Annotated in this window: 18 protein-coding genes; 9 read left to right on the top strand and 9 right to left on the bottom strand. The window is 71.0% G+C overall.

The features are described 5' to 3' along the window. Nucleotides 1-27: 27 nt before the first annotated feature. A complete protein-coding gene (locus tag WMF34_RS06185; RefSeq protein WP_437992714.1) occupies nucleotides 28-1,416 on the bottom strand; it encodes an MATE family efflux transporter in 1,389 nt (462 codons plus the stop codon). A gap of 132 nt (nucleotides 1,417-1,548) precedes the next feature. Here WMF34_RS06185 and WMF34_RS06180 point away from each other — a divergent pair, with 132 nt between their 5' ends. The 4 genes from WMF34_RS06180 to WMF34_RS06165 all read left to right on the top strand — a co-directional run bounded on the left by WMF34_RS06180 (nucleotide 1,549) and on the right by WMF34_RS06165 (nucleotide 4,435). Next, nucleotides 1,549-1,977, top strand: a complete 429-nt coding sequence (locus WMF34_RS06180) for a hypothetical protein (RefSeq protein WP_437992713.1) — start codon at nucleotides 1,549-1,551, stop codon at nucleotides 1,975-1,977. Nucleotides 1,978-1,991: 14 nt separating this feature from the next. Further along, complete coding sequence (locus tag WMF34_RS06175) at nucleotides 1,992-3,164, top strand: hypothetical protein (RefSeq protein WP_437992712.1); 1,173 nt, start codon at nucleotides 1,992-1,994, stop codon at nucleotides 3,162-3,164. Next, a complete protein-coding gene (locus tag WMF34_RS06170) occupies nucleotides 3,161-3,535 on the top strand; it encodes a hypothetical protein (RefSeq protein ID WP_437992711.1) in 375 nt (124 codons plus the stop codon). The genes WMF34_RS06175 and WMF34_RS06170 overlap by 4 nt, the downstream gene beginning before the upstream one ends. A gap of 168 nt (nucleotides 3,536-3,703) precedes the next feature. Beyond that, nucleotides 3,704-4,435: a hypothetical protein gene (locus WMF34_RS06165; RefSeq protein ID WP_437992710.1), complete on the top strand. Its 732-nt coding sequence runs from the start codon at nucleotides 3,704-3,706 to the stop codon at nucleotides 4,433-4,435. 44 nt (nucleotides 4,436-4,479) lie between these two features. Here the strand turns inward: WMF34_RS06165 and WMF34_RS06160 are convergent, their stop codons facing one another. From WMF34_RS06160 to WMF34_RS06135, 6 genes are all read right to left on the bottom strand, one after another. Beyond that, nucleotides 4,480-5,142, bottom strand: coding sequence for a hypothetical protein (locus tag WMF34_RS06160; protein WP_437992709.1), 663 nt, complete (start codon nucleotides 5,140-5,142; stop codon nucleotides 4,480-4,482). Between the two features lie 318 nt (nucleotides 5,143-5,460). Then, a complete protein-coding gene (locus tag WMF34_RS06155; protein ID WP_437992708.1) occupies nucleotides 5,461-6,003 on the bottom strand; it encodes a YkgJ family cysteine cluster protein in 543 nt (180 codons plus the stop codon). An 83-nt stretch (nucleotides 6,004-6,086) separates the two neighbouring features. Then, complete coding sequence (locus WMF34_RS06150) at nucleotides 6,087-7,538, bottom strand: FAD-dependent oxidoreductase (protein WP_012233784.1); 1,452 nt, start codon at nucleotides 7,536-7,538, stop codon at nucleotides 6,087-6,089. Further along, nucleotides 7,538-9,670: a molybdopterin oxidoreductase family protein gene (locus WMF34_RS06145; protein WP_437992707.1), complete on the bottom strand. Its 2,133-nt coding sequence runs from the start codon at nucleotides 9,668-9,670 to the stop codon at nucleotides 7,538-7,540. The genes WMF34_RS06150 and WMF34_RS06145 overlap by 1 nt, the downstream gene beginning before the upstream one ends. Before the next feature lie 99 nt (nucleotides 9,671-9,769). Continuing rightward, nucleotides 9,770-11,479, bottom strand: coding sequence for a WD40/YVTN/BNR-like repeat-containing protein (locus WMF34_RS06140; RefSeq protein WP_437992706.1), 1,710 nt, complete (start codon nucleotides 11,477-11,479; stop codon nucleotides 9,770-9,772). A 203-nt stretch (nucleotides 11,480-11,682) separates the two neighbouring features. Next, a complete protein-coding gene (locus tag WMF34_RS06135; protein WP_437992705.1) occupies nucleotides 11,683-12,270 on the bottom strand; it encodes a hypothetical protein in 588 nt (195 codons plus the stop codon). Between the two features lie 86 nt (nucleotides 12,271-12,356). On the opposite strand from WMF34_RS06135, the gene WMF34_RS06130 reads away from it, so the two are divergent. The 4 genes from WMF34_RS06130 to WMF34_RS06115 all read left to right on the top strand — a co-directional run bounded on the left by WMF34_RS06130 (nucleotide 12,357) and on the right by WMF34_RS06115 (nucleotide 16,741). After that, a complete protein-coding gene (locus tag WMF34_RS06130; protein ID WP_012233780.1) occupies nucleotides 12,357-12,632 on the top strand; it encodes a barstar family protein in 276 nt (91 codons plus the stop codon). A gap of 62 nt (nucleotides 12,633-12,694) precedes the next feature. Next, nucleotides 12,695-13,516 (top strand): hypothetical protein, encoded by an 822-nt coding sequence (locus WMF34_RS06125; RefSeq protein ID WP_437992704.1) that lies wholly within the window; start codon nucleotides 12,695-12,697, stop codon nucleotides 13,514-13,516. A 559-nt stretch (nucleotides 13,517-14,075) separates the two neighbouring features. Further along, nucleotides 14,076-14,642 (top strand): hypothetical protein, encoded by a 567-nt coding sequence (locus WMF34_RS06120; protein WP_437992703.1) that lies wholly within the window; start codon nucleotides 14,076-14,078, stop codon nucleotides 14,640-14,642. A gap of 596 nt (nucleotides 14,643-15,238) precedes the next feature. Then, the gene (locus WMF34_RS06115) at nucleotides 15,239-16,741 is read left to right on the top strand and encodes a choice-of-anchor Q domain-containing protein (RefSeq protein ID WP_437992702.1); all 1,503 of its coding nucleotides are present in this window, start codon (nucleotides 15,239-15,241) and stop codon (nucleotides 16,739-16,741) included. A gap of 91 nt (nucleotides 16,742-16,832) precedes the next feature. Here the strand turns inward: WMF34_RS06115 and WMF34_RS06110 are convergent, their stop codons facing one another. Beyond that, entirely contained in the window at nucleotides 16,833-17,543 is a 711-nt protein-coding gene (locus WMF34_RS06110; protein WP_012233776.1) for a DUF3943 domain-containing protein, read from the bottom strand. A 313-nt stretch (nucleotides 17,544-17,856) separates the two neighbouring features. Here WMF34_RS06110 and WMF34_RS06105 point away from each other — a divergent pair, with 313 nt between their 5' ends. Beyond that, nucleotides 17,857-18,603 carry an SDR family oxidoreductase gene (locus tag WMF34_RS06105; RefSeq protein ID WP_012233775.1) on the top strand — a complete coding sequence of 249 codons (747 nt, stop codon included), beginning with the start codon at nucleotides 17,857-17,859 and terminating at the stop codon, nucleotides 18,601-18,603. A gap of 21 nt (nucleotides 18,604-18,624) precedes the next feature. Here the strand turns inward: WMF34_RS06105 and WMF34_RS06100 are convergent, their stop codons facing one another. Further along, complete coding sequence (locus tag WMF34_RS06100) at nucleotides 18,625-20,166, bottom strand: PLP-dependent aminotransferase family protein (protein ID WP_437992701.1); 1,542 nt, start codon at nucleotides 20,164-20,166, stop codon at nucleotides 18,625-18,627. Nucleotides 20,167-20,190 lie beyond the last annotated feature (24 nt).

The raw sequence follows: 20,190 nt of genomic DNA, 5'->3' as shown, positions 1-20,190 counted from the left end.
CAGGCGCTGCGCCGCCCCGGCGGCGCGTCACGGCGACACGGGCGCCTTGAGGGCGAGCTCGCGCCGCAGCAGGATCTGCTGGAGCCCGAGCTGGCCGAGCGTGGTGGCGACCGAGACGAGCCAGATGGTGTGCATGCGGAAGCCGGGGCGCGCGCTCAGGACGAGCACGGGGAGGACGAACGCGGCCGCGCGCGTCCCCGAGGCGGCGAGCGAAGGCCAGGTGTTGCCGAGGCCCTGAAAGACGCCGGCGCAGACGAACACGATGCCGCTCGCGAAGTAACCCCAGGAGGTCACCTGGAGGTAGTCGACGCCGGCCGCGATGACGTCCGGCGCGGGCGAGAAGAGCGCGACGAGCTGCGCGGGGAAGACCTGGCAGACCAGGGTGAAGAAGAGCATGAACCCGAGCACGAGCTTCACGCTCTCGAGCGCGGTCTCGCGGACGCGCGCGTAGGCGCGGGAGCCGTAGTTCTGGCCGACGACCGCCGCGGCGGAGAAGCTGATCGCCACGGCAGGCATGAAGCCGGCCTGCATCAGCCGCAGCCCGATGCCGAACCCGGCCTGCGCCTCCGAGCCGAAGGGGCGCGTGACCACGTAGATCACGCCCATGGTGACGGCCAGCAACAAGAACTCCGCGCCCGAGGGCAAGCCGATGGCCACCAGCCTTCGCCATGTGGGGAGGTCAGGCTGCCAGTCGGCCAGGCGGAGGCGAAGGAAGGTCTTGCCGCGCAGGAGATAGACGGCGAGCCCCACGACGGCGGCCGCGGTCGCGAGGAGCGTGGCGAGGCCCGCGCCCAACACGCCGAGCGGGCGCCCCGATACCCAGCCGAAGACGAGGAAGGGCGCGAGGACCATGTTGAGCAGCACGCTCGCGGTCTGGGCCACGAGCCCCGGCTTCATGTCGCCGATGCCGCGCAGGGCCGAGCCGAGCCCCACCATCGTGAACTGCAGCGCGAGCGCCGGAATGAACGCGAGCAGAAAGCTCTTGGCGAGCTCGGCGGTCATGGCGTCTCCCGAGAGCCTCTCGGCGTACGTGCGGTGAAGCGCGAGGCCGAGCACGAGAAAGACGGCGCCCGCCCACGTGGCGAGGCTCTGCACCTGGTTGAACAGGCGCTGCACCTCGCCGTGCTCCTTTCTTCCGGCCGCCTGCGAGACGAGCGCCACGCAGCCGACCGAGAGCATCTGCGTCGCGGCCAGGGAGACGAACATCAGGTTGCTGGAGACCGCCACGGCGGCGACGGCCTCCTTCCCGAGGCGACCCACCCAGTAAATGTCGATCAGGCCATAGAGGGTCTGGATCGCCATGCCCGCCAGGATGAACAGCATGACGCGCACGACGTGCGCGCGCGGCTTGCCCTGCGTCATGTCGTGCACGCCGCGCGGCGCGGACGGCGCTTCGACTTCGATGTTGGTGTCCATATATTTTTACCGGGCAGTATCTGACCGTCTCGGTATCACCCGGGTAGTTTTTCCTCGCAAGGGCCAGGTGCACGAGCGTGGATCGGCGGCACCGCTCTTGAAGTTTTCCGGAGAAAAGCACAGAGTGGCGGGATGATGAAGCCCTCGTGCCTTGCGGCGATCGCCGCCTTGCTCGCAGCGCCGCTCCTCACCTCTTCAGCGCGGGCGGACATCCCGCCGCCCGACGCGTGCGACACGCCGGGATCGAGCTGTAACAACGCGGGGCCCGAGGCCAACGAGCCTGGCACGTGCACGCAGCAGAAGTGCCAGCGAACGCTGCCGGGCGAGGACGGCGGCCTCACCACGATGGAATACGACTGCAATCTGTGCATTTCCTCGGGCGGGAACTCGACGTCGACCACGGGCGCGGGCTCGGCGTCGGCCGGCAGCGCGGGCGCGGACAAGGCGTCGTCGGACGACGGCGGCTGCGCCATGAGCGGCGCCGCCTCGGGCGGCGCGATGGCGGGGCTGATGCTGCTCTGCGGCGCCGCGGCGCTCGTGACCGCGCGCCGGCGCCGCTGAGCCGGGCGTCGGCCGTGGGTGCGCCCGGTCCCCCGCCCGCGAGCGTGGCCGGCCTGCTCGAGCGCGGCGTCGCGCCGCTCGACGGCGCGCGGCGGCGCCTCTTCGGCCTGCTCCGCCGGAGCGAGCTCGCGATCGCGGTCGTGGCGCGCCCCGATCGCCGGATAGCCACCCTCGCCGCGGCCAACGCGCTCGGCGCCTTCACCATGGCGGTCTTTGCGCCGAGCGCGCTGCTCGTGCTCGGGCCCGTCCTGCTCGGCGTCCTGCACGTCGCGGCCGACGTGCGCTACCTCGTGCTGCGGCGCGGGCTGCCGTCGTGGTGGCGCGGCGTCGTCTGGACGGCCTGCGCCGCGCTGGTGGGGCTGCGGGGCGCCCAGGAGCTCTTCGGCTCGGCCGCGGCGCTGCTCCGCGCCGAGCACACAGTGCTCGCCGCCTGGCTCGGCGCCGCGGTCGTCGCCGGCGCGCTCGCGTCGCGCGCGTGGCGGCGCGCCGCGCTCGCCGCCGCCGCCGCCGTGGCGCTGTCGGCGGCGGCGCTCGCCGCGCCGCGCGGCTTCCGGCTCGTCCTCGCGCACGCGCACAACCTTGTCGCGCTCGCGCTGTGGCTCGCGCTCTTCCGCCGCCGGGCGCGCGCGGTCGCCTGGCCGCTCGGCCTCGTGCTGGCCGGGACCGCGCTCCTCGCGAGCGGGGCGATGACCTCGCTCACCCTGCGCGCCGGGTGGCTCGATGCCTTCGGGCTGCACCTCTTCCTGGCGAGCGACTGGCTCGCTCCCGGGCTGCCGACCCGCTCCGCGGTCGCGCTGACCGCATGTTATGCGTTCCTGCAGTCCGTCCATTACGCGGTCTGGCTGCTGCTCATTCCCCAGGAAGATCACCCGGGCCAGCGGACAACCACCTTCCGCATGTCCGCGCGCTCGCTCCGGCGCGACTTCGGGGACGCAGGGCTCGCCGCCGTGGCGGTCCTCGCCGTCCTGGTGCTGCTCGGCGCCCTGCGCGGCGCGCTCGGCGCGCGCAACCTGGTGCTCTCGCTCGCCTCCTTCCACGGGTACCTGGAGCTCGCGCTGCTCGCATACTTCTATGTCCGCGGCGACGTCGGCCGGCGCGCCGCGGAGGCGCGCCAGGAGCGGTCCGGGCGCGCGCGCGGGGTGGAGCGCGGCGGGCCGGAGATCGCCGCGCAGCCAGCCGCGCCATGAGCCGCGTATTCACCGATCCGCTGGTGGCCGCCTGGGCACGCGCGTTCGCGTTCACGCTGCTCATCGAGCTCGCCGTCGCCTCACCGCTGCTCGGCGCGGCGGAGCGGTCACGAGCCCGCCGCGCCGCGCTCGTCGCCGTCGCCAACCTCGCGAGTCACCCGGCGGTGTGGTTCATCTTCCCCGCGCTCGCGATCGGCGCCACGGCGCGACTGGCCCTCTCGGAGCTCTGGGCGGTGCTGCTCGAGCTCGGCGTCTACCGGCTCGCGCTGCGCGAGCTGCCTGCCACGCAGGCCATCGCGGCCTCGGCGCTCGCGAACGGCGCGTCGCTCGGGCTCGGGCTGCTCCTGCGCGCCACGACCGGCTGGGTGTGAGCGGGCCGCGGAGCGCCGCTCCGCCGGCTCCGGCGCAACACCACCGCGGACAGCGCCCCTGCGGGCGGGCTCGTCCGGCGCGAGCGAGACGCGACATCGCTCGTTCGCCGACAGCGTGGGTGTTCGTCTCACGCAGCGCGGGCGGCTCCGCTGCGCTATGACTGCAGGATGTTCGGTCCAGGGCGCCCTCAGTACCCTCCGCAGCAGCCGCCTCAGTACCCTCCGCAACCGCCGCCTTACTACCCTCCGCAGCCGCCGCCTTACTACCCTCCGCAGCCGCCGCAGCGCCCGAAGTCAGGCCTGTCGCCGCTCGTGATCGTGCTCATCGTCCTCGGCGGGCTGTTCGCGCTCGGCGTGGGCGCCATCCTCGTGATCGGCGGCGCGGTGTACCTGGTGGCGAGCGCATCGCCGGAGCAAACCGTCGTCGAGACCACGCCTTCCGGCCTGTCGACCGCCGGCGGCGTCTCGCCCGTGGTGCCCACGTCGACGAGCACCCCGCTCCGCCCCGACCAGGAGGCCGACGAGGCGGCGGGCGAAGACCCGTCCACCGGCGACCGCGCCGCGGGCGAGGCGCCGTCGCCTGCTGCCGGCGGCGAGACGGGTGAGGCGCCGGCGCCTCTGTCGACAGCGGCGCGGACGCCCGCCTCCCCGAGCGAGGGCTCCGCGAATGGAAGCCCGAGCAACGGAGGCGCGGCGGGCGGGACGTCCTGGTGGTGTACGGCGAGCGCGTCCGTGCGCGTCTGCGGCTTCGCGGGCGCGTGCAACTATCAGATGGTGTTCGGCAACGGCTCGGCGAAGGACCGCTTCCTGGCGTCGCAGCAAGCGAAGATGTCGTGCGAGGCGAGCGCCCGCGCCAAGGGCGCCACGGCCTTCTGCGTCGTGCAGTGCAGCCCTCGCTGACGGGCGATGGCGTCGCTCGCTCCGCTCAGCTCCTCGCGCCCGCGCTAATAACCGCCGCTGCCGCCGACCCCCGCCGAGCTGTAGCCAGAGCTGTAGTCGGCGCCGCCGGCGCCCCCGGGGCCGCCCGAAGTCACGTTTCCGCCGTAGTAGTAGTCGTCCGGATCTTCGTAGACGCTGACGCCGAGGTTCACCTTGCCGTTGAGCCACAGCTCGCTGCTCCCGATGCCGAACGCATACTCGGCCCAGGTCGTCGAATGCGGCGAGACATACACGTAGACCGTTTGCCGCGATAGCAGCGTGGCCTCCACGTTCGGATCCGTCACCGTGCCGTCCTCGACCTTCTCGAAGTGCCAGCCCGGAAGGAGCCTGACGCCGTACCCTCCCTGCTCCAGATCGACGAGGATGGAGCTCGCGTCCGGATCCTGATCCTCGCTGCTGACCGTCACCACAGTTCCGTAGCCACCACCGGTGACAGCGACGGCTGAGGTATTCTCATCTTCGTAGTAGTAATAACCGTTCGAGATCTCGAACGTGGCGTCGCGGAGCCGATACCGCGCTCCAGACGGCGCATCGGCCGCGAGCGGCAAGCTGATCGAGCCGACGTCCGGCCCGCGATCGGCCCCCTGCGAGCCGCAACCGCTGAGCAAGGCCGCGAACACCACGCCAGCCGCCGCCACCGACCCAAACCCTCTGATCGTCTTGGTCATTCTATCCTCCAGTAAGCTGCCCCTCCGGACCAACGGCGGCGTGCGCCATGACCTGCCACCGGTCCAGAGTGGGCCACCACCTAAGAGCAACCCGCGGGCCAACCTGGATTTCCCGTAAATCAGCGCATGTCCATGGGCACCCGCTCACCAACTGGCCCATATTGAGCCAGATAGTTGGGCCATACTTGGCCTATGCCATTGCCTGATCTGTGCCACCGCGAGCGCACGCAGGCCCAGGCCGGGAGGCCTCATGGCGCCGGCGACCGTCGGTCGGCTGATCTGGGCCGGCTCGTCATCAGGCCGGCGGCTCGGCGGCAGCTACCCCTCGCCCGAGAGCACCGCGGCGATCGCGACGCGCTGCCCTCGCGGCTGCCCCGCCGCGTCGGCGTGCGCCATGTCGAGGGCGGCCAGCACCGTCGACAGCGTCGTCTGGTCCAGGACCGACGACGCCTCGACGGCGTGGAGGTCTTCTCCCACGAAGTTCTTCGGGCAGGCGTCGATGACCGGCAGCGCGCGCTCGCTGGCCGGCGCGAACCGGATGGGCAGGCCGTGCGTACGGCAGAGGAGCGGCCGCGCCGCGTAGATCGCGCACCTCCCCTCCCCGTCGAGCGCCGGGCACACGCCCGGATCGCCCGCCCGCGCGCGCTCGGCCAGCGCCGCGCGGTCGGCCTCCGGGAGCGCCGCGAGCGCCTCGCGAAGCGCGTCGGCCTCGATCGACGTCACCGAGAACCGCCGCCGGCAGCAGTCGCTGCACCCGGTGCGGCAGGCCATCCGCTCGCCGTGGCGGGCGCTCGCGCTCGCGAAGAACGCGTCGACCTTGGTGAAGAGCTCGTGGAGGCGCTCGCGCGGCGTGCGGTGCATGCGCCGCGGTCTATAGCGGGGCGGATCCTCGTGCGCCAAGGGCCCGTCCGCGCCGCTCGGCTCCCCGCGGCGTGTTTTCCACGTTATCCGACGGCCACGGCGCGGCCGCCGGCAACCTCCGGCGAGGGCGCGTGCCGGGCCACGAGCTGGGCGACCTCGCCGCGGCAGGAGCCGCACCCCGTGCCGGCCTTGGTCGCGGCGCACGCCGCCTCGAGCGAGCAGGCGCCGCCCTCGATGGCCTCCCGGAGGGTCGCCTCGCTGACCTTGTGACAGGTGCAGACGACGCGCTCGGCCTGCGCCGCCGGCCCCGCGCCGCCGCCGGGGCAGAGCGCCTCCAGAGGATCGGCGGGCAGCGGATCGTTGCGATCGAAGAGCTGCACCAGCGTGGCCGCGGCCGCGGTGTTGCCGACGAACTGGGCGCCCAGCAATCGCCCGTCGCGGAGGATCAGCTTCCGGTACGTGCTCTTCCGCGTCTCCACGACCTGGAGCACGTCGTCGCTCTCGAGCTCCGGCTCGGTGCTGCCCATGGAGGTGACGTCGACGCCCGCCACCTTCAGCCGCGTATACAGCTTCGTGCCCCGGTAGCGCGCCTGCGGGTTCGCGCCTGTCAGGACGTCGGCGAGGACGGCGGCCTGCTCCCAGATGGGCGTCACGATGCCATAGAGCCTGCCCCGGTGCTCCGCGCACTCGCCGATCGCGTAGATGCCGGGCACCTGGGTGGCCATCGTGTCGTTGACGACGATGCCCTTGTTGATGGGCAGGTTGGAGGCGCGCGCGACGTCGACGCGAGGCCGGACGCCGCACGCGAGGACGACCATGTCCGCCGGCAGAACGCTGCCGTCGTCGAGGCGACAGCCCTCGACCGCCTCCTCCCCGCAGATGGCCTCGACGGTGCGCCCCGTGCGGACGAAGATGCCGCAGCGCTCGATGTGCTGCTCGAGCATGTCGCCGCCCATCTGATCCAGCTGCGCGTTCATGAGGCTCTTCGCGACGTGGATGACGGTCACGTGCAGGCCCATGTCGCTCAGCACCTTGGCCGCCTCCAGGCCGAGGAGCCCGCCGCCGACCACGATGGCGTTGTCCCCCGCCCGCGCGCAGCCGCGCATCCGGACGCAATCGTCCATCGTCCTGTACACGAAGACGCCCGGCCGCAGATCGCCCTCCGAGGTCGTCATGCCCTCGAGCGGCGGGACGAGCGGCTGGCTGCCGGTCGCGAGCACGGCGACGTCATAACGCTGGCGCGCGCCGTCCGCCGCCACGACCGCCCTCGACGCGGTGTCGATCCGCGCCACGGAGGTGCCGCTGACGAGCCGCACCCCGTTCCGCTCGTACCAGGCGGGGGGCTTCGTGACGATGGAGTCGGGCGCCTCCCCGGCGAGCACCTTGCTGAGCAGGACGCGGTTGTAGGCGCCGCCCCGCTCCTCGCCGAAGACGGTGATGTCGTAGCGGTCCCTGGCGCCGCGCGACATCAGCTCGTCGAGCAGGCGGCACGCCGCATTGCCGTTGCCAACGATGACAAGGTCCTTCCTTCGCATCAGTTCGACTCCGAGACCCGGCGCGCCCTGACGGCGCACACCTTGAACTCCGGCATCCGGCTGGTCGGGTCCAGCGCCGGCACGGTGAGGACGTTGGCGGCCTTCCTGCCGCCCCAGTGAAACGGAGCAAAGAGCGTGTCCGGCCGGATCGAAGGCACGACCGCGACCCGGAAGGTGACCGCGCCTCGCCTGCTCTCGACGAGCAGAGAGTCGCCCTCGACGACGCCGAGGCGCGCCGCCAGCCTGGGGTGGACCTCGACCTTCGGCTCGGGCTTGGCCTCTTCGAGCTTGGAGACCCGGCGCGTCTGAGCGCCGGAGTTGTAGTGTTCCTTGTAGCGGCCCGTCGTGAAGTAGAACGGATAGGCGTCGTCGGGGAGCTCGGCGGCGGGGCGGTGGTGGACCGCGTGGAACCGCGCCCGCCCGTTCGGGTGATGGAACCGCTCGGCGAAGAGGCGCGGAGTCCCCGGGTGCTCGACCGACGGGCACGGCCAGAAGACGCCTCGGTGCCGGCGTATCTTGTCGTAGGTGATGCCGCTGTAGTCCGCCCTTGCGCCCGCTGTCGCCCGGCGCAGCTCGTCGAACACCTGCTCCGCGGACGTGTACTGGAAGTGCCTGCCCGCGCCGAGGCGGCGCGCGAGCTCGCAGAAGATCTCGATGTCGGTCTTCACCTCGGGGGGCGCGGGGCGGACCTTCTGCCGCAGGATCACCCGCCCTTCGAGGTTCGTCATCGTCCCCTCCTCCTCCGCGAACTGGGCGACCGGAAGGAGGACGTGGGCGTCCCGGGCCGTCTCGTTGACGAAAGCGTCACAGACCACGAGCAGATCGAGCGAGGCGAGCCGCCGCTCGACGTTGAGCGCGTTCGGCGACGCGACAGCCACGTTGGATCCGAACACGAGGAGCGCGCGGATACCCCCCTCGGGGCCGAGCGCGTCGAGCAGCTCGTAGGCGCTCTTCCCCTTGGCCGGCAGCTCGGCAGGGTCGATGCCCCAGACGCGGGCGATGGCCGCCCGGTGCTCCGCGTCCTCGATATGCCGGTAGCCGGGGAGCTGATCGGCCTTCTGGCCGTGCTCGCGGCCCCCCTGGCCGTTGCCCTGTCCGGTGAGGCAGCCATAGCCGCTGTACGGCTTGCCGACCTTGCCGAGCGCGAGCATCAGGTTGATGAAGGAGAGCACGGTGTCTGCCCCCTTCGACTGCTGCTCCGGCCCGCGGCCGGAGAGCAGCATGCTGCTCGGCGCCTCGGCGAGCAGCCGCACGGCCTTGAGCTGATCCTGCGTGGAGACCCCGGTGAGCCGCTCGACGTGCGCCGGGTGGTACGAGAGGACGGCGCGCCGGAGATCGTCGAACCCGTCCGTGCGCGCGGCGATGTACGCCGTGTCGATGAGCTTCTCCTCGAGGGCGAGGTAGAGCAGGCCGTTGGCGAGCGCCAGGTCGGACCCGGGCGTGGGCTGGAGGTGGAGCGCGGCGGCGCGCGCCGTGTCGGTGCGCCGCGGGTCGACGACGATGAGCGCGCCGCCGTTGTCGCGCTGCGCGAAGATCCATTGCATGATCGGCGGCAGGGTCTCAGCGCAGTTCGCGCCCCAGAGGAGGAGCGCCTTGGTGTGGGCGATATCGGACACGGGGAACGGCAGGCCGCGGTCGATGCCAAACGCCTTGTTCTGCCCCGCGGCCGCCGAGGACATGCAATAGCGGCCGTTGTAATCGACGTTCGGCGACTGGAGGGCGAGGCGGGCGAATTTGCCGAGGAGGTAGGTCTTCTCGTTCGTCAGGGCGCCGCTCCCGAACGCGGCCAGCGCCGCGGGGCCGTGGAGCTCACGCAGCCGGAGGAGCCGCTCGGCGACGAAATCGAGCGCCGTGTCCCAGCGCGCCGGCAGGAGGCGGCCGGCGCGCCCGCGGATCTTCGGCACCGTCAGCCGCTCGGGGTGATCGAGCAGCGCCGCGGAGGTGAAGCCTTTGATGCACATCTGCCCCCGGTTGACGGGGAAATCGTCGTCCGGTCGGACGTCGATCACCCCCGCGTGGTCCGCGCGATCCGTCATGACCACGCCGCACTGGAAGGCGCAGTAAGGACAGTGGGTGTGCGTTGTCGTCTCGGAGGTGACGATCTTGAGCCGAAGGGAAGAGCGCGGTGCCATGGAGTCGCGTCGGCCACCCTCACCGAGCGCGTCGAGGAGGCTCTCCCTGATGTAGCAATCGCTCTGTTTCGAGCGTATTTCTGAGGAATGTGCGGGCAGTTAATCTGTCGGCGCCCGATGCCGCCTGCGCAGCAGGAGGTTCTCTCCCAGCGCCCACACCTCGCCCCCGTCTCCGCGCACCTCGAACAGGGTGCCCCAGGTGCCGGACGCCTCGCCTCGCCAGGTGTGGCCGCCATCGCTGGAGCACAGGAGCACGCCGCGCGCGCCGCACGCCCACAGCGTGCCGGCGTCGTCTCCCCAGAGGCTCGTGAGGCTGCCGGAGACCTGGGCCAGCACCGCCCAGGTCGCGCCGCCGTCTCGAGAGCGCAGCACGTCGCTGACGCCCGGTCCGCCAGCCACGAAGAGCTCGTCGCCCCTGCCCCAGATCGCGGACAGATCGCGGGAGCTGCCGCTCTCCGCGGCTTCCCACGTGGCGCCGTCGTCGATCGTGCGGACGATGGTCCCGCCGGAGCCGACCGCCACGGCGCGTTGCTCCGGCCCTGCCCAGACGGCGCGGAGGCGCGGCTCGCGCGGGGCCTCCAGCTCCAGCCATCGTGAACCGCCCGCGACGAGGCGGCAGACCCGGCCATCGATGACGGCGAACGCCCTTGTCCCGTTCTGCCCGTGGACCGAGGCGCCGCCGGGTTTGCCTGCCACTTCTATCCAGGAGCGCCCGCCGTCCTCGGTCCGGATCTGCGAGGCGCCCTCGCCGACAGCAAGGATCGTCTCGCCGCTGCCCCACACGGCGATCAGCGCGCCGGCGTCCTCCACGGCGCTCCTCTCCCAGGTCTGGCCGCCGTCGTGGGTTCGCGCGATGGTGCCCCCGTCGCCCACCAGCACGAGCCTCCCCTGGCCTTGCGCCCAGAGACCCCGGAACTTCCCTCGGACTGGCACCTTTTCCCAGGGCCCATCGAGCGGCGCGTCCCCTGCCTGGACTGGCACCTTGGTGAAGCTCTTCCCGCCATCGAGGGATCGGGCGGCGGGGCCGTCTCCCACGCACCAGATCGCGCCCTCGTCATCGCCCCACGCCGCGCAGCGGTGCTGATCGGACCGGAGCGCGGTGCGCCTCCAGGTGCGGCACTCGTCCTCGCTGACCGCCAGGATGCCGCTTTCGCCGGACGCGATCACGAGGCCCGCGGCGCCGAGCCACAGCGCCTTGATCGAGCGCCCGGTCCCGGTGGAATGCGACTCCCAGGACGCGCCCCCGTCCCGGCTCGCGTGGGCATGGCCGTCGCCGTCGCCCACGATCACGAGCCCGCCTCGCGCGCAGAGCGCCCTCGGACTCCGGCCCGGGACCTCGTGGCGCGTCCATGTCGCTCCTTGCAGGGTGGCGAGCTGTCCTTCGAGCGCCAGCGCGAGGAAGCGGCCCTCGGCGTCGACCGCGGCGGCCTCGAGGCAGAGGTCTCCGGGGCTCGGCCCGGCTCCCCAGGTCTGGCCGTGATCGCCGGAGCGGAGCACCGTCCCGCCGAGCCCCACCGCGATGGCCTCGCCGTCGTCCCGCAGGGCGACCCCGCGCAGGTCCGCCGTCGCGCCGCAGCCCACGTCGGACCAGCGCTGCCCGTCATCGCGCGAGGACAGCAGGGTCCCGGAGTGTCCGGCGGCGATCAGCGCCGCGCCGGTGCCCGCGAGCGCGCTCAGGTCCTGGCGGGTGGGCGTCTGCACCCTCTTCCAGCGCTGGCCGCCGTCCTCCGAGCGGAGCACGTGCCCCTCGGATCCCGCGATGACAATCAGGCGACCTCGTCCCCAGACGGCGCTGTGCCGGATGCTCATTCCGGGCACGATACCAGGCCGGCGCACCGGGGCGCTCGCGATCGTGTCCAGGCCTCAACACGCTGCCGGCGAAGGCTCGCGACGATCGGCATCGTCGGTCGGAAACGGCGGTGGTCGTCCGGCGTCTCATGCCTTCACCACAAGGAAGATCGGCGTCAGGACGGCGGCGTGTACCAGCTGCCCGACATCCGACAGGAGCGGGGTCAGACATCACCGGGCTCCTTCCGGAAGAAGTGACCGTGCAGGAACTGCCCGTCCGCCGGATCTCGGTGAACGTTGTACTTGAAGCAGCGGCTCGGGCAGCTCACATCAAACAGGTTTGGCGAATCGTGGACGCTGAGCACCGCCGAACACAAGGGGCAAACGGCCTCCACGCCCTCGTGCCTCGCGATGCGACCGCAGAGGTGCTGGAGCTGTCGGCCTTCCGCGTGGTATCGATCGCGGCGGGCGGGAGTCCAGAGGTAGAGCGGCTTGTTCTTTCTTGCGGAGAACGCCCTGGCCCGCGGGCGAAACACCAGCTCGACCTGGATCGTGTCATCGCCCGACGAACGATGAAACGCGAACTCAAACTTATAGATGTCGCGGACCGCGCTGTTCGGGCCGCAGTACCTTTCGGCGTCGTAGGCCGCCACCAGGGCTCCGCTCGTCGACTCGAAAGGCTGCTCGACCTGCGGCAGCAATTCGTTCTCCAGAAATGCGCCGAGCGCCTCCTTGAGCTCCGGGGTGATCGCTGCCGCGTGGTAGGCGCTCGCAAAGGGGCCGAATCGGATGTTGGCGAAGGCAGGATGCATCTTCTATCCCCAATACCGTCATTCAGCAGCGGGCGCCAGAGCGACGGCGAAGCCCGCAGGCCGTGACGTGAGAGCGGCTCGAAGGCATGCGAACCATCGTTGTTGACTGCGATACCGTCCAGACCGAAGCAGACTTCTGGTCCGCGTACGTCACTGCGGCGGAGCCGGAAGGTGCGGCGTACTTTGGCCGGAACCTCGACGCCTTCTGGGACGGCCTGAACGGCGGTCCTGGGTGGCCGGGCGAGTGTGAGCTCAAGCTCGTCAACACACAGTCATTGCATCCGCTCCGCGATGGGCAGTTTGTCCAAGCGTTGCGCGACATCGCCAGTCGGTCTACATTTGTGAAAGTCACGCTTGAGTAGCTTTCTGACACGCCATTCCAGCCGACGGCCTCCCGCCGCGGCCAAACGTTGACGCCGGGCAGATGTCCTGGCATGAGGCAGGAGTTACAATGACGTTCTTCCCGGATCTTGCTCCCTACCGCTACGGCTTCGCCCCTGTGGCGTGGGACCAGAACGGCCCACCATCGCTGGAGCCGATCGAGCTCTACACGTGGATGTGGGACCCAGAGGACGGTGCCTTCGATCTCCCGGAGCTCGCTGTAGGATGGCTCGAGCCGCCGCACGAGTACCCCCGCGGCGCGCTGACCACGCCGCTGGTTGAGAAGCTCGATCGCCTCTGCCGAGCCTCACGCTATCACGTCACCCGAGGGTTCCATCCCTGCGGAATCTGTGGCGATGACTCGGATGGCCTCGGCTCGAAGGAGATCCGTCTCCTGGGCGACGGGGTTGTCTACGCCGCCCCGGACAAGATCGTGCATTACGTCTCGGCGCACGCCTACGCCCCGCCGAGAGGCTTCGTCACGGCGCTGGAGCGATGCGATGGACTCGCGCAGCCGAGGCGCGGCGCGCTGCGCCCGGTCACAATCGACATGATTCCGCGCGAACACGTCGACGTCTCCCTGCTCGATGCTGAGGTCCGTGCGTCGCTGCGACGGGATCACCGCGAGCAGATTTTCCAGGACCTGGTGCTGCAGGATCGCGGGGACATCGTGGCGATCGTCACACGAATCGACCTTGGCGGGAGCTCGGAGCCCTTCGCGCGCTCGTGGGACGTGCCCAAGAGAGCGCTCCTCAACATGATCCAGGCGGCCCACTCCATCATCAGCATGCTGGAGGCCAGCCACTCGGAACGGGCGCTCGCCATGTTCGCGCAACATCAGCGCGCAAGGAGCTCAAAGCGGTAGTCGGACTGGAGGGCGAAGCCTCCAGCTGCGCTGCTGCAGGGCTTCACCGGTCACCCGCGGGGCGATGGCCACGCAGGGCACGGCGCGACGCTGCGCGAAGACGGCGCCCCGCGCTCGATAGCACTGTTTCATTTCTCGAACGCCGCCGTTCCAGCCCGCTGTCTGGCGTCGCCCACGGTGTCGCCGCATACTCTGGACATGATCCCGGCGCGAGGATCGCGCGCGGCCCGCGTCTCGCATAGCTCTGGGACCCACGAGCGCACTGCAGAGCCCGACTCAAGGCAAGGCCTGTTCCACAGATCGGGTGACTGGGATCAGATTGCCATTTCCACCTCGATCAGAGATATCCACGAAACGACACGATCGTTTACACGTTGACAGCGTTTCCGCTTCTGAGAATGATGCCTCCGCGCTGGCCGATGAAGCACAGAGCGGGCTCTTCACTGCGGAGCCCACGGGACATCTTGCGGCGTGAGCAAGATGCACCAATGAATCCCTGCGCCCGACCACGCGCTTGGCTTGGAAATATAACGCATCATAACAATACATTAGGAAGCAAATGAAACACTTCTATCACACGATGCCCATGGGCGCCCTGGTCTGCGGCCTTGTCGCCGGAGGCATCTCGCTGAGCGCACCGGCTCAAGCTCAGGCGCTGGAGTTCGGAGTATACGAAGGAGAATCTTGCCCCGCAGGATACACACCGCTGACCCCGCTCGACGCCTTCTGGACGTTTCTCACCCGCTGCGATGAGCTCCCCTATTCAGGGGTCTTTCGTATCGCCGACGGGAACTCGATAGATGGCCCGTGGAACAACTGCCAGCAGCATGGCAGCGATACCCGCGAGCTGGACTACATCCTCTGCAAGCCCAACTACCAGCTCTTTGACATCGACGGGACGACCTTCGCGGTGGTGAGAGGCGGGGATCAGTGCCTGGAAGGCTTCGAGCACGTGGATTTCGCCACCGCCTCCGCCTACTCGGATGAGATATGCACTCACGTCGGGTACTGGGGGATTGCGAGAATCGGTGGAGGGGGCTCCATCGACGGTGTAGGTTACGGCTGCGGCGTCCGCGCGACCGACTCTCGCGAGCTCGGTGATGCCATCTGCGTAGAAATCGAGTAAGAGCGCCGAACCAGAGGCAGCTCACGCGATCCCACCAACGTGAGGTCTGGGTGACGCGCCACGAGCCGTCCACGACCGGCGCGTGGCGCTCGCTCCTGCCCGCGCTCGATGGTGAAGCCCGAGGTCATCTCGTCGAGGCCGATGTCACTGACGTCCCCGTCTGCCGTGAGCACGCGCGACTGGGTCGAATCCCTCCAGAGCACGTCGTAGAGCGTCACCTTGAAGCCGGCGGGGAGGCGGGCGGAGCTGATCCTTGTGTCCCAGGCGCCGCCGCCTCCGACGAGCTCGTCGCGGAGGTGACGAGCCATGCCCCAACGCGCTCGCCTGCGCTGCCGCCCCTCCGATGCCCACCCCGGTCACGAAGCGCAGGGTGGGAATTCCCACAACGAGCTACGCGGAAGAGAGGACTTGACGAAGCGCTGAGCGATGTCAGGTGGGAGCGTTCTTGGAACCAGGAAAATGCGCATGGTGCTCGTACCGCGAGCTGACAAACTGGAAAGGCGCGGAAGGGCTGCGTGCGATGCTGAACGGATCCACGCCCAAGACGCCTCCGCGCGCACTGCATTCCTTTCTCACGGAGGGGGCCGAGGATGAGCATGGAACGAAGAGCCGTGTCAGCGCTCGTCGCGCTGGCTGTCGTGGTCGCAGGGTCGCGCGCTGCGCGCGCACGCACCATCGACGTGCCGGAGGACTACCGGACGATCCAGGCCGCCGTCGAGGCGGCCGGGAACCACGACAGGATCCGCGTCGCGCCGGGCACGTACCACGAATCCATCGCGTGGACCGGCAAGTCCATCGCGCTGATCGGCGCCGGGCCGGACGCGACGATCGTGGATCCGAGCCTCGGGCCGGGCGGCCGGTGTCTGACGCTGGTCGAGGTCCCCCATGGCAGCCGGGTGGAGGGCTTCACCTGTCAGAACGGCATGACCGACGCGACCAGCCCGGATGGCGGCGGGATGCTGATCCAGGGGGGCAGTCTGCAGGTCAAGAGGGTGGTTTTCCGGAACAACCTCGCGTCCAGGAACGGAGGTGGATTGTGGATCGAGGGGGCCGACGTGACCCTCCACGACGCCAGCTTCCTCAACAACGAGGCCTCCAACAGCAGCGTCGGCGGACGGGGCGGTGGGCTGGGCATCACGCTCGGTGGCGAGGTGAAGGTCGTGCGATCCATCTTCTCCTTCAATTTCGCCAACCCATCAGGGGGCGGGCTCGCCGTCCTTGACGGCAGCAGCGCGAAGGTGGTTGAGTCCCGTTTCGAGGGAAATTTCGGCAGGAGCGGGGGTGGGATCTGGTCCTCCGACAGCGAGCTCAAGGTCTCTGGCTCGGTCTTCTCCGGCAACGTCAGCGACTTCAGCGGGGCCGCGCTCGGCGCCTCCAGCAGCAGCGTCGAGGTAGCCGATTCGACGATCGACGGGAACGACTCGGACGCACGCCAGCAGCACGCCATCAGCGTCAGCGGGAGCCTGGCGATGTTCCGGTCGAGCGTCACCGGCAACCTGGGCGGCGGAATCTCGTCCGTCGGCGACCTCACGGTGCTCGACTCCTTCTTCGCGAACAACACCGCGACGAGGGGTGGAGCGATCAACGCCACGGGCACGGCGCGCGTGACCAACAGCGTCTTCTTCGCCAACACGGCGAACGGCGCGGGCGGCCTCAACGAAATCGAGGCGCAAGGCGGCGCGATCTACGCGAACGGCGCTCTGGACGTGACGCACTGCACCTTCTACGGCAACCAGGCCCAGGGCTTCGAGCTCCCCTCGGCTGGCGGCGGGATCTACGTGGCCTCCGGGACCACAACGGTGCTCAACTCCATCCTCTGGGGAGACTCGCCCACGGAGATCGCGAGCCTCGGAACGGTCGTGATCACCTACAGCGACGTGATGGGCGGCCATCCGGGCGCGGGCAACATCGACCAGGATCCGCTCTTCGTGGCCCCTGCTGACGGCGATCTGCACCTCCAGGCTTCCTCGCCCGCCCGGGATGCCGGGCTCCTCACTCGCGGCCTGCCGCGGACGGATCTGGACGGGAATCCGCGCGTCGCGGGAGCCGCTCCCGACATGGGCGCCTACGAGATTCGCCGACGAAGGAGAGGGTGTTGAATGACCTCGCAGGGGTGGGAGGCTCGCCCCGGGGTCGTGCACGCGCCGTGGCGGCACCACGAAGACCGAAGGCGCTCGCGCGGCGCGGGGCCTAGCAGCCGAAGACCCCGGCGCCCCGCTCGATCTCGCCGAACGGATCCATGAGCGCGCGCAGGATCAGGCGCGCAGGCGCGCTCTCGATGCTCCCCGCCGCGCGCCAGGTCGCGAACCGGAGCTCACCCAGGAGGACCCCCGCGAGCGGCGTGTAGACCAGATCGAGCGCCGAGGGCCGGACGCCGTTGGCCTCGTAGCCGTACTCCCAGAGGTGGGTGCCGGCGATGGCGAACGCGAGCGCGGCCGGGGCGCCGAAACGGCATATCCGCGCCCTGAGGTACATCTCGCTCCCGAGCAAGCCGTGGCCGACCACGTTGATCGGCCACGGGTCGTGATCCCACCGGAAGGCGGGCTGAGCGGCGTCGAAGAGCGGCGGCTTCGTGAGCGCCTCGCCATAGTGGTATCCCCATCGCTCCGCGCGAAAGTCGGCGAAGGGCTCGGGCCACAGCACCGCCTCCACGCTGCGGGTCACCGTGAGCACGGCCAGCGTGTGCACGATCGGCGGCGCCCAGGCGGGCTCCACGGCCTCGGCCGCGGCAGCAGGCGGTGACGCCTGGGGCTCCCGCGCGGCAGGCGCGCGCTCCGGCAAGGGGGTCGGGAGGCCAGGCGGAAAGGCGGACTCGGCCGGAGGAACCGCCGTGGTCCGGCCGGCGCACGCGGCGACGAGGACGGTGAGCGAAGCGGCAGCGCACAGGCGGATCGGAGCCATCGGGGAGCGGCCGCGACGCGCGGTGGGTGCGGCGACCAGACTCGAGTCTAGAGCGACCAGCGGGTTGAAGCCGCACGCAAACAGCAAGAAGTTGAACTACCAAGCAAGAAGTTGAACCGCCAAGTCGCCGAGGACGCCAGGATCTTGATGTCTTCTTGGCGTCCTTGGCGACTTGGCGGTTCATTCTCATGTCGCCTTGGCGCCCCTTGCGGCTTGCAGGTTGATTTCTCCGGTTTTCAAGCGGCTTGCTCTGGCGCGACCGCGGGCCTGACGGCGCGCCGCATCGCCGCGGGCTCGCGTAGGCTCCCGCGCCATGGCCGACATCATGCTCATCACGGGCGGCAGCCGCGGGATCGGCGCCGCCACCGCGCTGCTCGCCGCGAGCCGAGGCTACACGGTCGCCGTGAGCTACCTGCGCGACGAGGGCGCCGCGGCGCGCGTCGTCGACGAGATCCGCGCGCACGGCGGCGCCGCCCTCGCGATCGCGGCCGACGTGAGCCGCGAAGAGGACGTCGTGCGCCTGTTCCAGACCGTCGACCGCGACCTCGGCCCGATCGCGGCGCTCGTCAACAACGCGGGCGTGCTCGACCGGCAGGCGCGCCTCGAGGACATGACCGCGGCGCGCGTGGAGCGCATCCTCTCGACCAACGTCGTCGGCAGCTTCCTGTGCGCGCGCGAGGCGGTCCGGCGCATGTCGACGCTCCGCGGCGGCAGGGGAGGCGCCATCGTGAACGTCTCCTCGCGGGCGTCGCAGCTCGGCTCCCCGGGCGAGTACATCGACTACGCGGCCTCGAAGGCCGCCGTCGACACGCTCACGATCGGCCTCGCGAAGGAGGTCGCCGCCGAGGGCATCCGGGTCAACGCCGTGCGGCCGGGGATCATCGCGACCGACATCCACGCGAGCGGAGGCGATCCAGGGCGCGTCGAGCGGCTCCAGGCGAGCCTGCCGCTGGGCCGCGCCGGCAGCCCCGAGGAGGTCGCGCGCGCCATCCTGTGGCTCGCCTCGAGCGAGTCGTCCTACTGCACGGGCTCGCTGCTGGACGTCGCGGGCGGCCGCTGATCCCGCCGCGCCGCCGGCGCTTCATCTCGCCTCGCCCGCGCCGATCGCCTGCGTCACGACGGCCGCCAGCGTCCGCGCCGCATCCCGGAGCGCGCCCTCCGGGTGCGCGCCGAACCCCAGGATGAGCCCGGGCGCGCGCGGCGCGCGCGCCGCCGTGCTGCGCGAGAGCGGCAGCGCGTCGACGCCCCGCGCCGCGAGCGCCCGGACGATGGCGACGTCGTCGGCGCCCGCGGGCAGGTCGAGCGTCAGCACCGAGCCCCCCGCGGGCGCCCGCGCCCGGACGGCGCTCGGCAAGAGCAGCCCGAGCTCCGCGAGCAAGAGGTCGCGCCGGCGCCGCGTCGCCTGCTTCAGCTTCCGGAGGTGGCGCGCGAAGTGGCCCTCGTCGATGAAGTCGGCGAGCGCGGCCTGCAGCAGGTAGGGCGGCGAGCGGGTCGACGCCGCGCGCACCAGGGCCACGGCGCGCACCAGGGCGGGCGGCACGATCATGAAGCCGAGCCGCAGGCCCGGGAACAGCGAGCGGCTGAAGGTCCCCACGTGGATCACGCGATCCTTCACGCCGTCGAGGTCGAGGCTGAGGAGCGAGGGCAGCGGGGTGCCGTCGAACCGCAGCTCGCCCTCGTAGTCGATCTCGACGACGACGGCGCCCGCCCTGGCGGCCCAGGACAGGAGCTCGATGCGCCGCGGCAGCGTGAGCCGCGCCCCCGAGGGGAACGCGTAGGCCGGCGACACGAAGGCGACCCGCGCGCGCGGAGCGCCCCGACGTCGATGCGCGCCGGCGTGCACCCGGAGCCCGTCCTCGTCGACCGGGATCGGGACCGGCCGCGCGCCCGCCATGCGCACCGCCGCGCGGAGGGCCAGCGGCCCCGGGTCCTCCACCCAGGCGGCGTCGCCCGGGTCGAGCAGCGCGCGGCAGCACAGGTCCACCGCGGCCTGGGCTCCCTCCGTGATGAACACCTGGTCGACCGTCGCGCGCACGCCGCGGGCCACCGCGATGTGGTGGAGCACGGCGCGCCGGAGCAGCGGCGCGCCCCGCGGGTCGTGGTCGAGCGCGTCGGCCGCCGACATCGAGCGGGCGCGGCGCGCGAGGCACCGCTCGAAGATGCGCCACGGGAGCAGCTCGAGGTCCGGCAGGCCGACGCCGAACGGACGCGACCGCGCGCGGCTGCCGAGGAGCGCGTCGAGCTTGTCGGGGGGCACCACCGCCGAGAGCCGCCGCGCGCTCTTCGACGTGCGCGGCGCGGCCGCCGCCGCCTGGACGCGGGCAGCGCCCTGCCACCCCGCGCGCGCCGGCACGTGGGCGACGACCGGCGCCCGCCGAGGGCGCGCCACGATGGTGCCGTCCGCGGCCAGCGCCTCGTACGCCGCCACGGCGGTGTTGCGCGACACGCCGAGCTCCCGCGCGAGCTCGCGGGACGACGGGAGCGGGTGTTCGGGCTGGAGGACGCCGTCCAGCACGGCGCGGCGCAGCTGCTCGACCAGCTGGGCGGCCAGCGTCGCCGGCGCGCCGCGCTGCAGGTGGAGGAAGGCGTGGGCGGCGTGGGAGGTGGAGCGCGCTGGCACCATCGAAACCGGCTGTTCTGGATCTTT

The sequence above is a fragment of the Sorangium sp. So ce145 genome (assembly GCF_051525985.1).
In the GTDB taxonomy this organism is placed as follows: domain Bacteria; phylum Myxococcota_A; class Polyangia; order Polyangiales; family Polyangiaceae; genus Sorangium; species Sorangium cellulosum_B.
This window is presented reverse-complemented; position numbering and strand designations above follow the sequence as displayed.

Excerpts from the sequence above, each read along its gene's own strand:
- WMF34_RS06185 (WP_437992714.1), bottom strand. The coding sequence starts at position 1,416 with ATGGACACCAACATCGAAGTCGAAGCGCCGTCCGCGCCGCGCGGCGTG.
- WMF34_RS06180 (WP_437992713.1), top strand. The coding sequence starts at position 1,549 with ATGATGAAGCCCTCGTGCCTTGCGGCGATCGCCGCCTTGCTCGCAGCG.
- WMF34_RS06170 (WP_437992711.1), top strand. The coding sequence starts at position 3,161 with ATGAGCCGCGTATTCACCGATCCGCTGGTGGCCGCCTGGGCACGCGCG.
- WMF34_RS06165 (WP_437992710.1), top strand. The coding sequence starts at position 3,704 with ATGTTCGGTCCAGGGCGCCCTCAGTACCCTCCGCAGCAGCCGCCTCAG.
- WMF34_RS06160 (WP_437992709.1), bottom strand. The coding sequence starts at position 5,142 with ATGACCAAGACGATCAGAGGGTTTGGGTCGGTGGCGGCGGCTGGCGTG.
- WMF34_RS06155 (WP_437992708.1), bottom strand. The coding sequence starts at position 6,003 with ATGCACCGCACGCCGCGCGAGCGCCTCCACGAGCTCTTCACCAAGGTC.
- WMF34_RS06150 (WP_012233784.1), bottom strand. The coding sequence starts at position 7,538 with ATGCGAAGGAAGGACCTTGTCATCGTTGGCAACGGCAATGCGGCGTGC.
- WMF34_RS06145 (WP_437992707.1), bottom strand. The coding sequence starts at position 9,670 with ATGGCACCGCGCTCTTCCCTTCGGCTCAAGATCGTCACCTCCGAGACG.
- WMF34_RS06140 (WP_437992706.1), bottom strand. The coding sequence starts at position 11,479 with ATGAGCATCCGGCACAGCGCCGTCTGGGGACGAGGTCGCCTGATTGTC.
- WMF34_RS06135 (WP_437992705.1), bottom strand. The coding sequence starts at position 12,270 with ATGCATCCTGCCTTCGCCAACATCCGATTCGGCCCCTTTGCGAGCGCC.
- WMF34_RS06130 (WP_012233780.1), top strand. The coding sequence starts at position 12,357 with ATGCGAACCATCGTTGTTGACTGCGATACCGTCCAGACCGAAGCAGAC.
- WMF34_RS06125 (WP_437992704.1), top strand. The coding sequence starts at position 12,695 with ATGTCCTGGCATGAGGCAGGAGTTACAATGACGTTCTTCCCGGATCTT.
- WMF34_RS06120 (WP_437992703.1), top strand. The coding sequence starts at position 14,076 with ATGAAACACTTCTATCACACGATGCCCATGGGCGCCCTGGTCTGCGGC.
- WMF34_RS06115 (WP_437992702.1), top strand. The coding sequence starts at position 15,239 with ATGGAACGAAGAGCCGTGTCAGCGCTCGTCGCGCTGGCTGTCGTGGTC.
- WMF34_RS06110 (WP_012233776.1), bottom strand. The coding sequence starts at position 17,543 with ATGGCTCCGATCCGCCTGTGCGCTGCCGCTTCGCTCACCGTCCTCGTC.
- WMF34_RS06105 (WP_012233775.1), top strand. The coding sequence starts at position 17,857 with ATGGCCGACATCATGCTCATCACGGGCGGCAGCCGCGGGATCGGCGCC.
- WMF34_RS06100 (WP_437992701.1), bottom strand. The coding sequence starts at position 20,166 with ATGGTGCCAGCGCGCTCCACCTCCCACGCCGCCCACGCCTTCCTCCAC.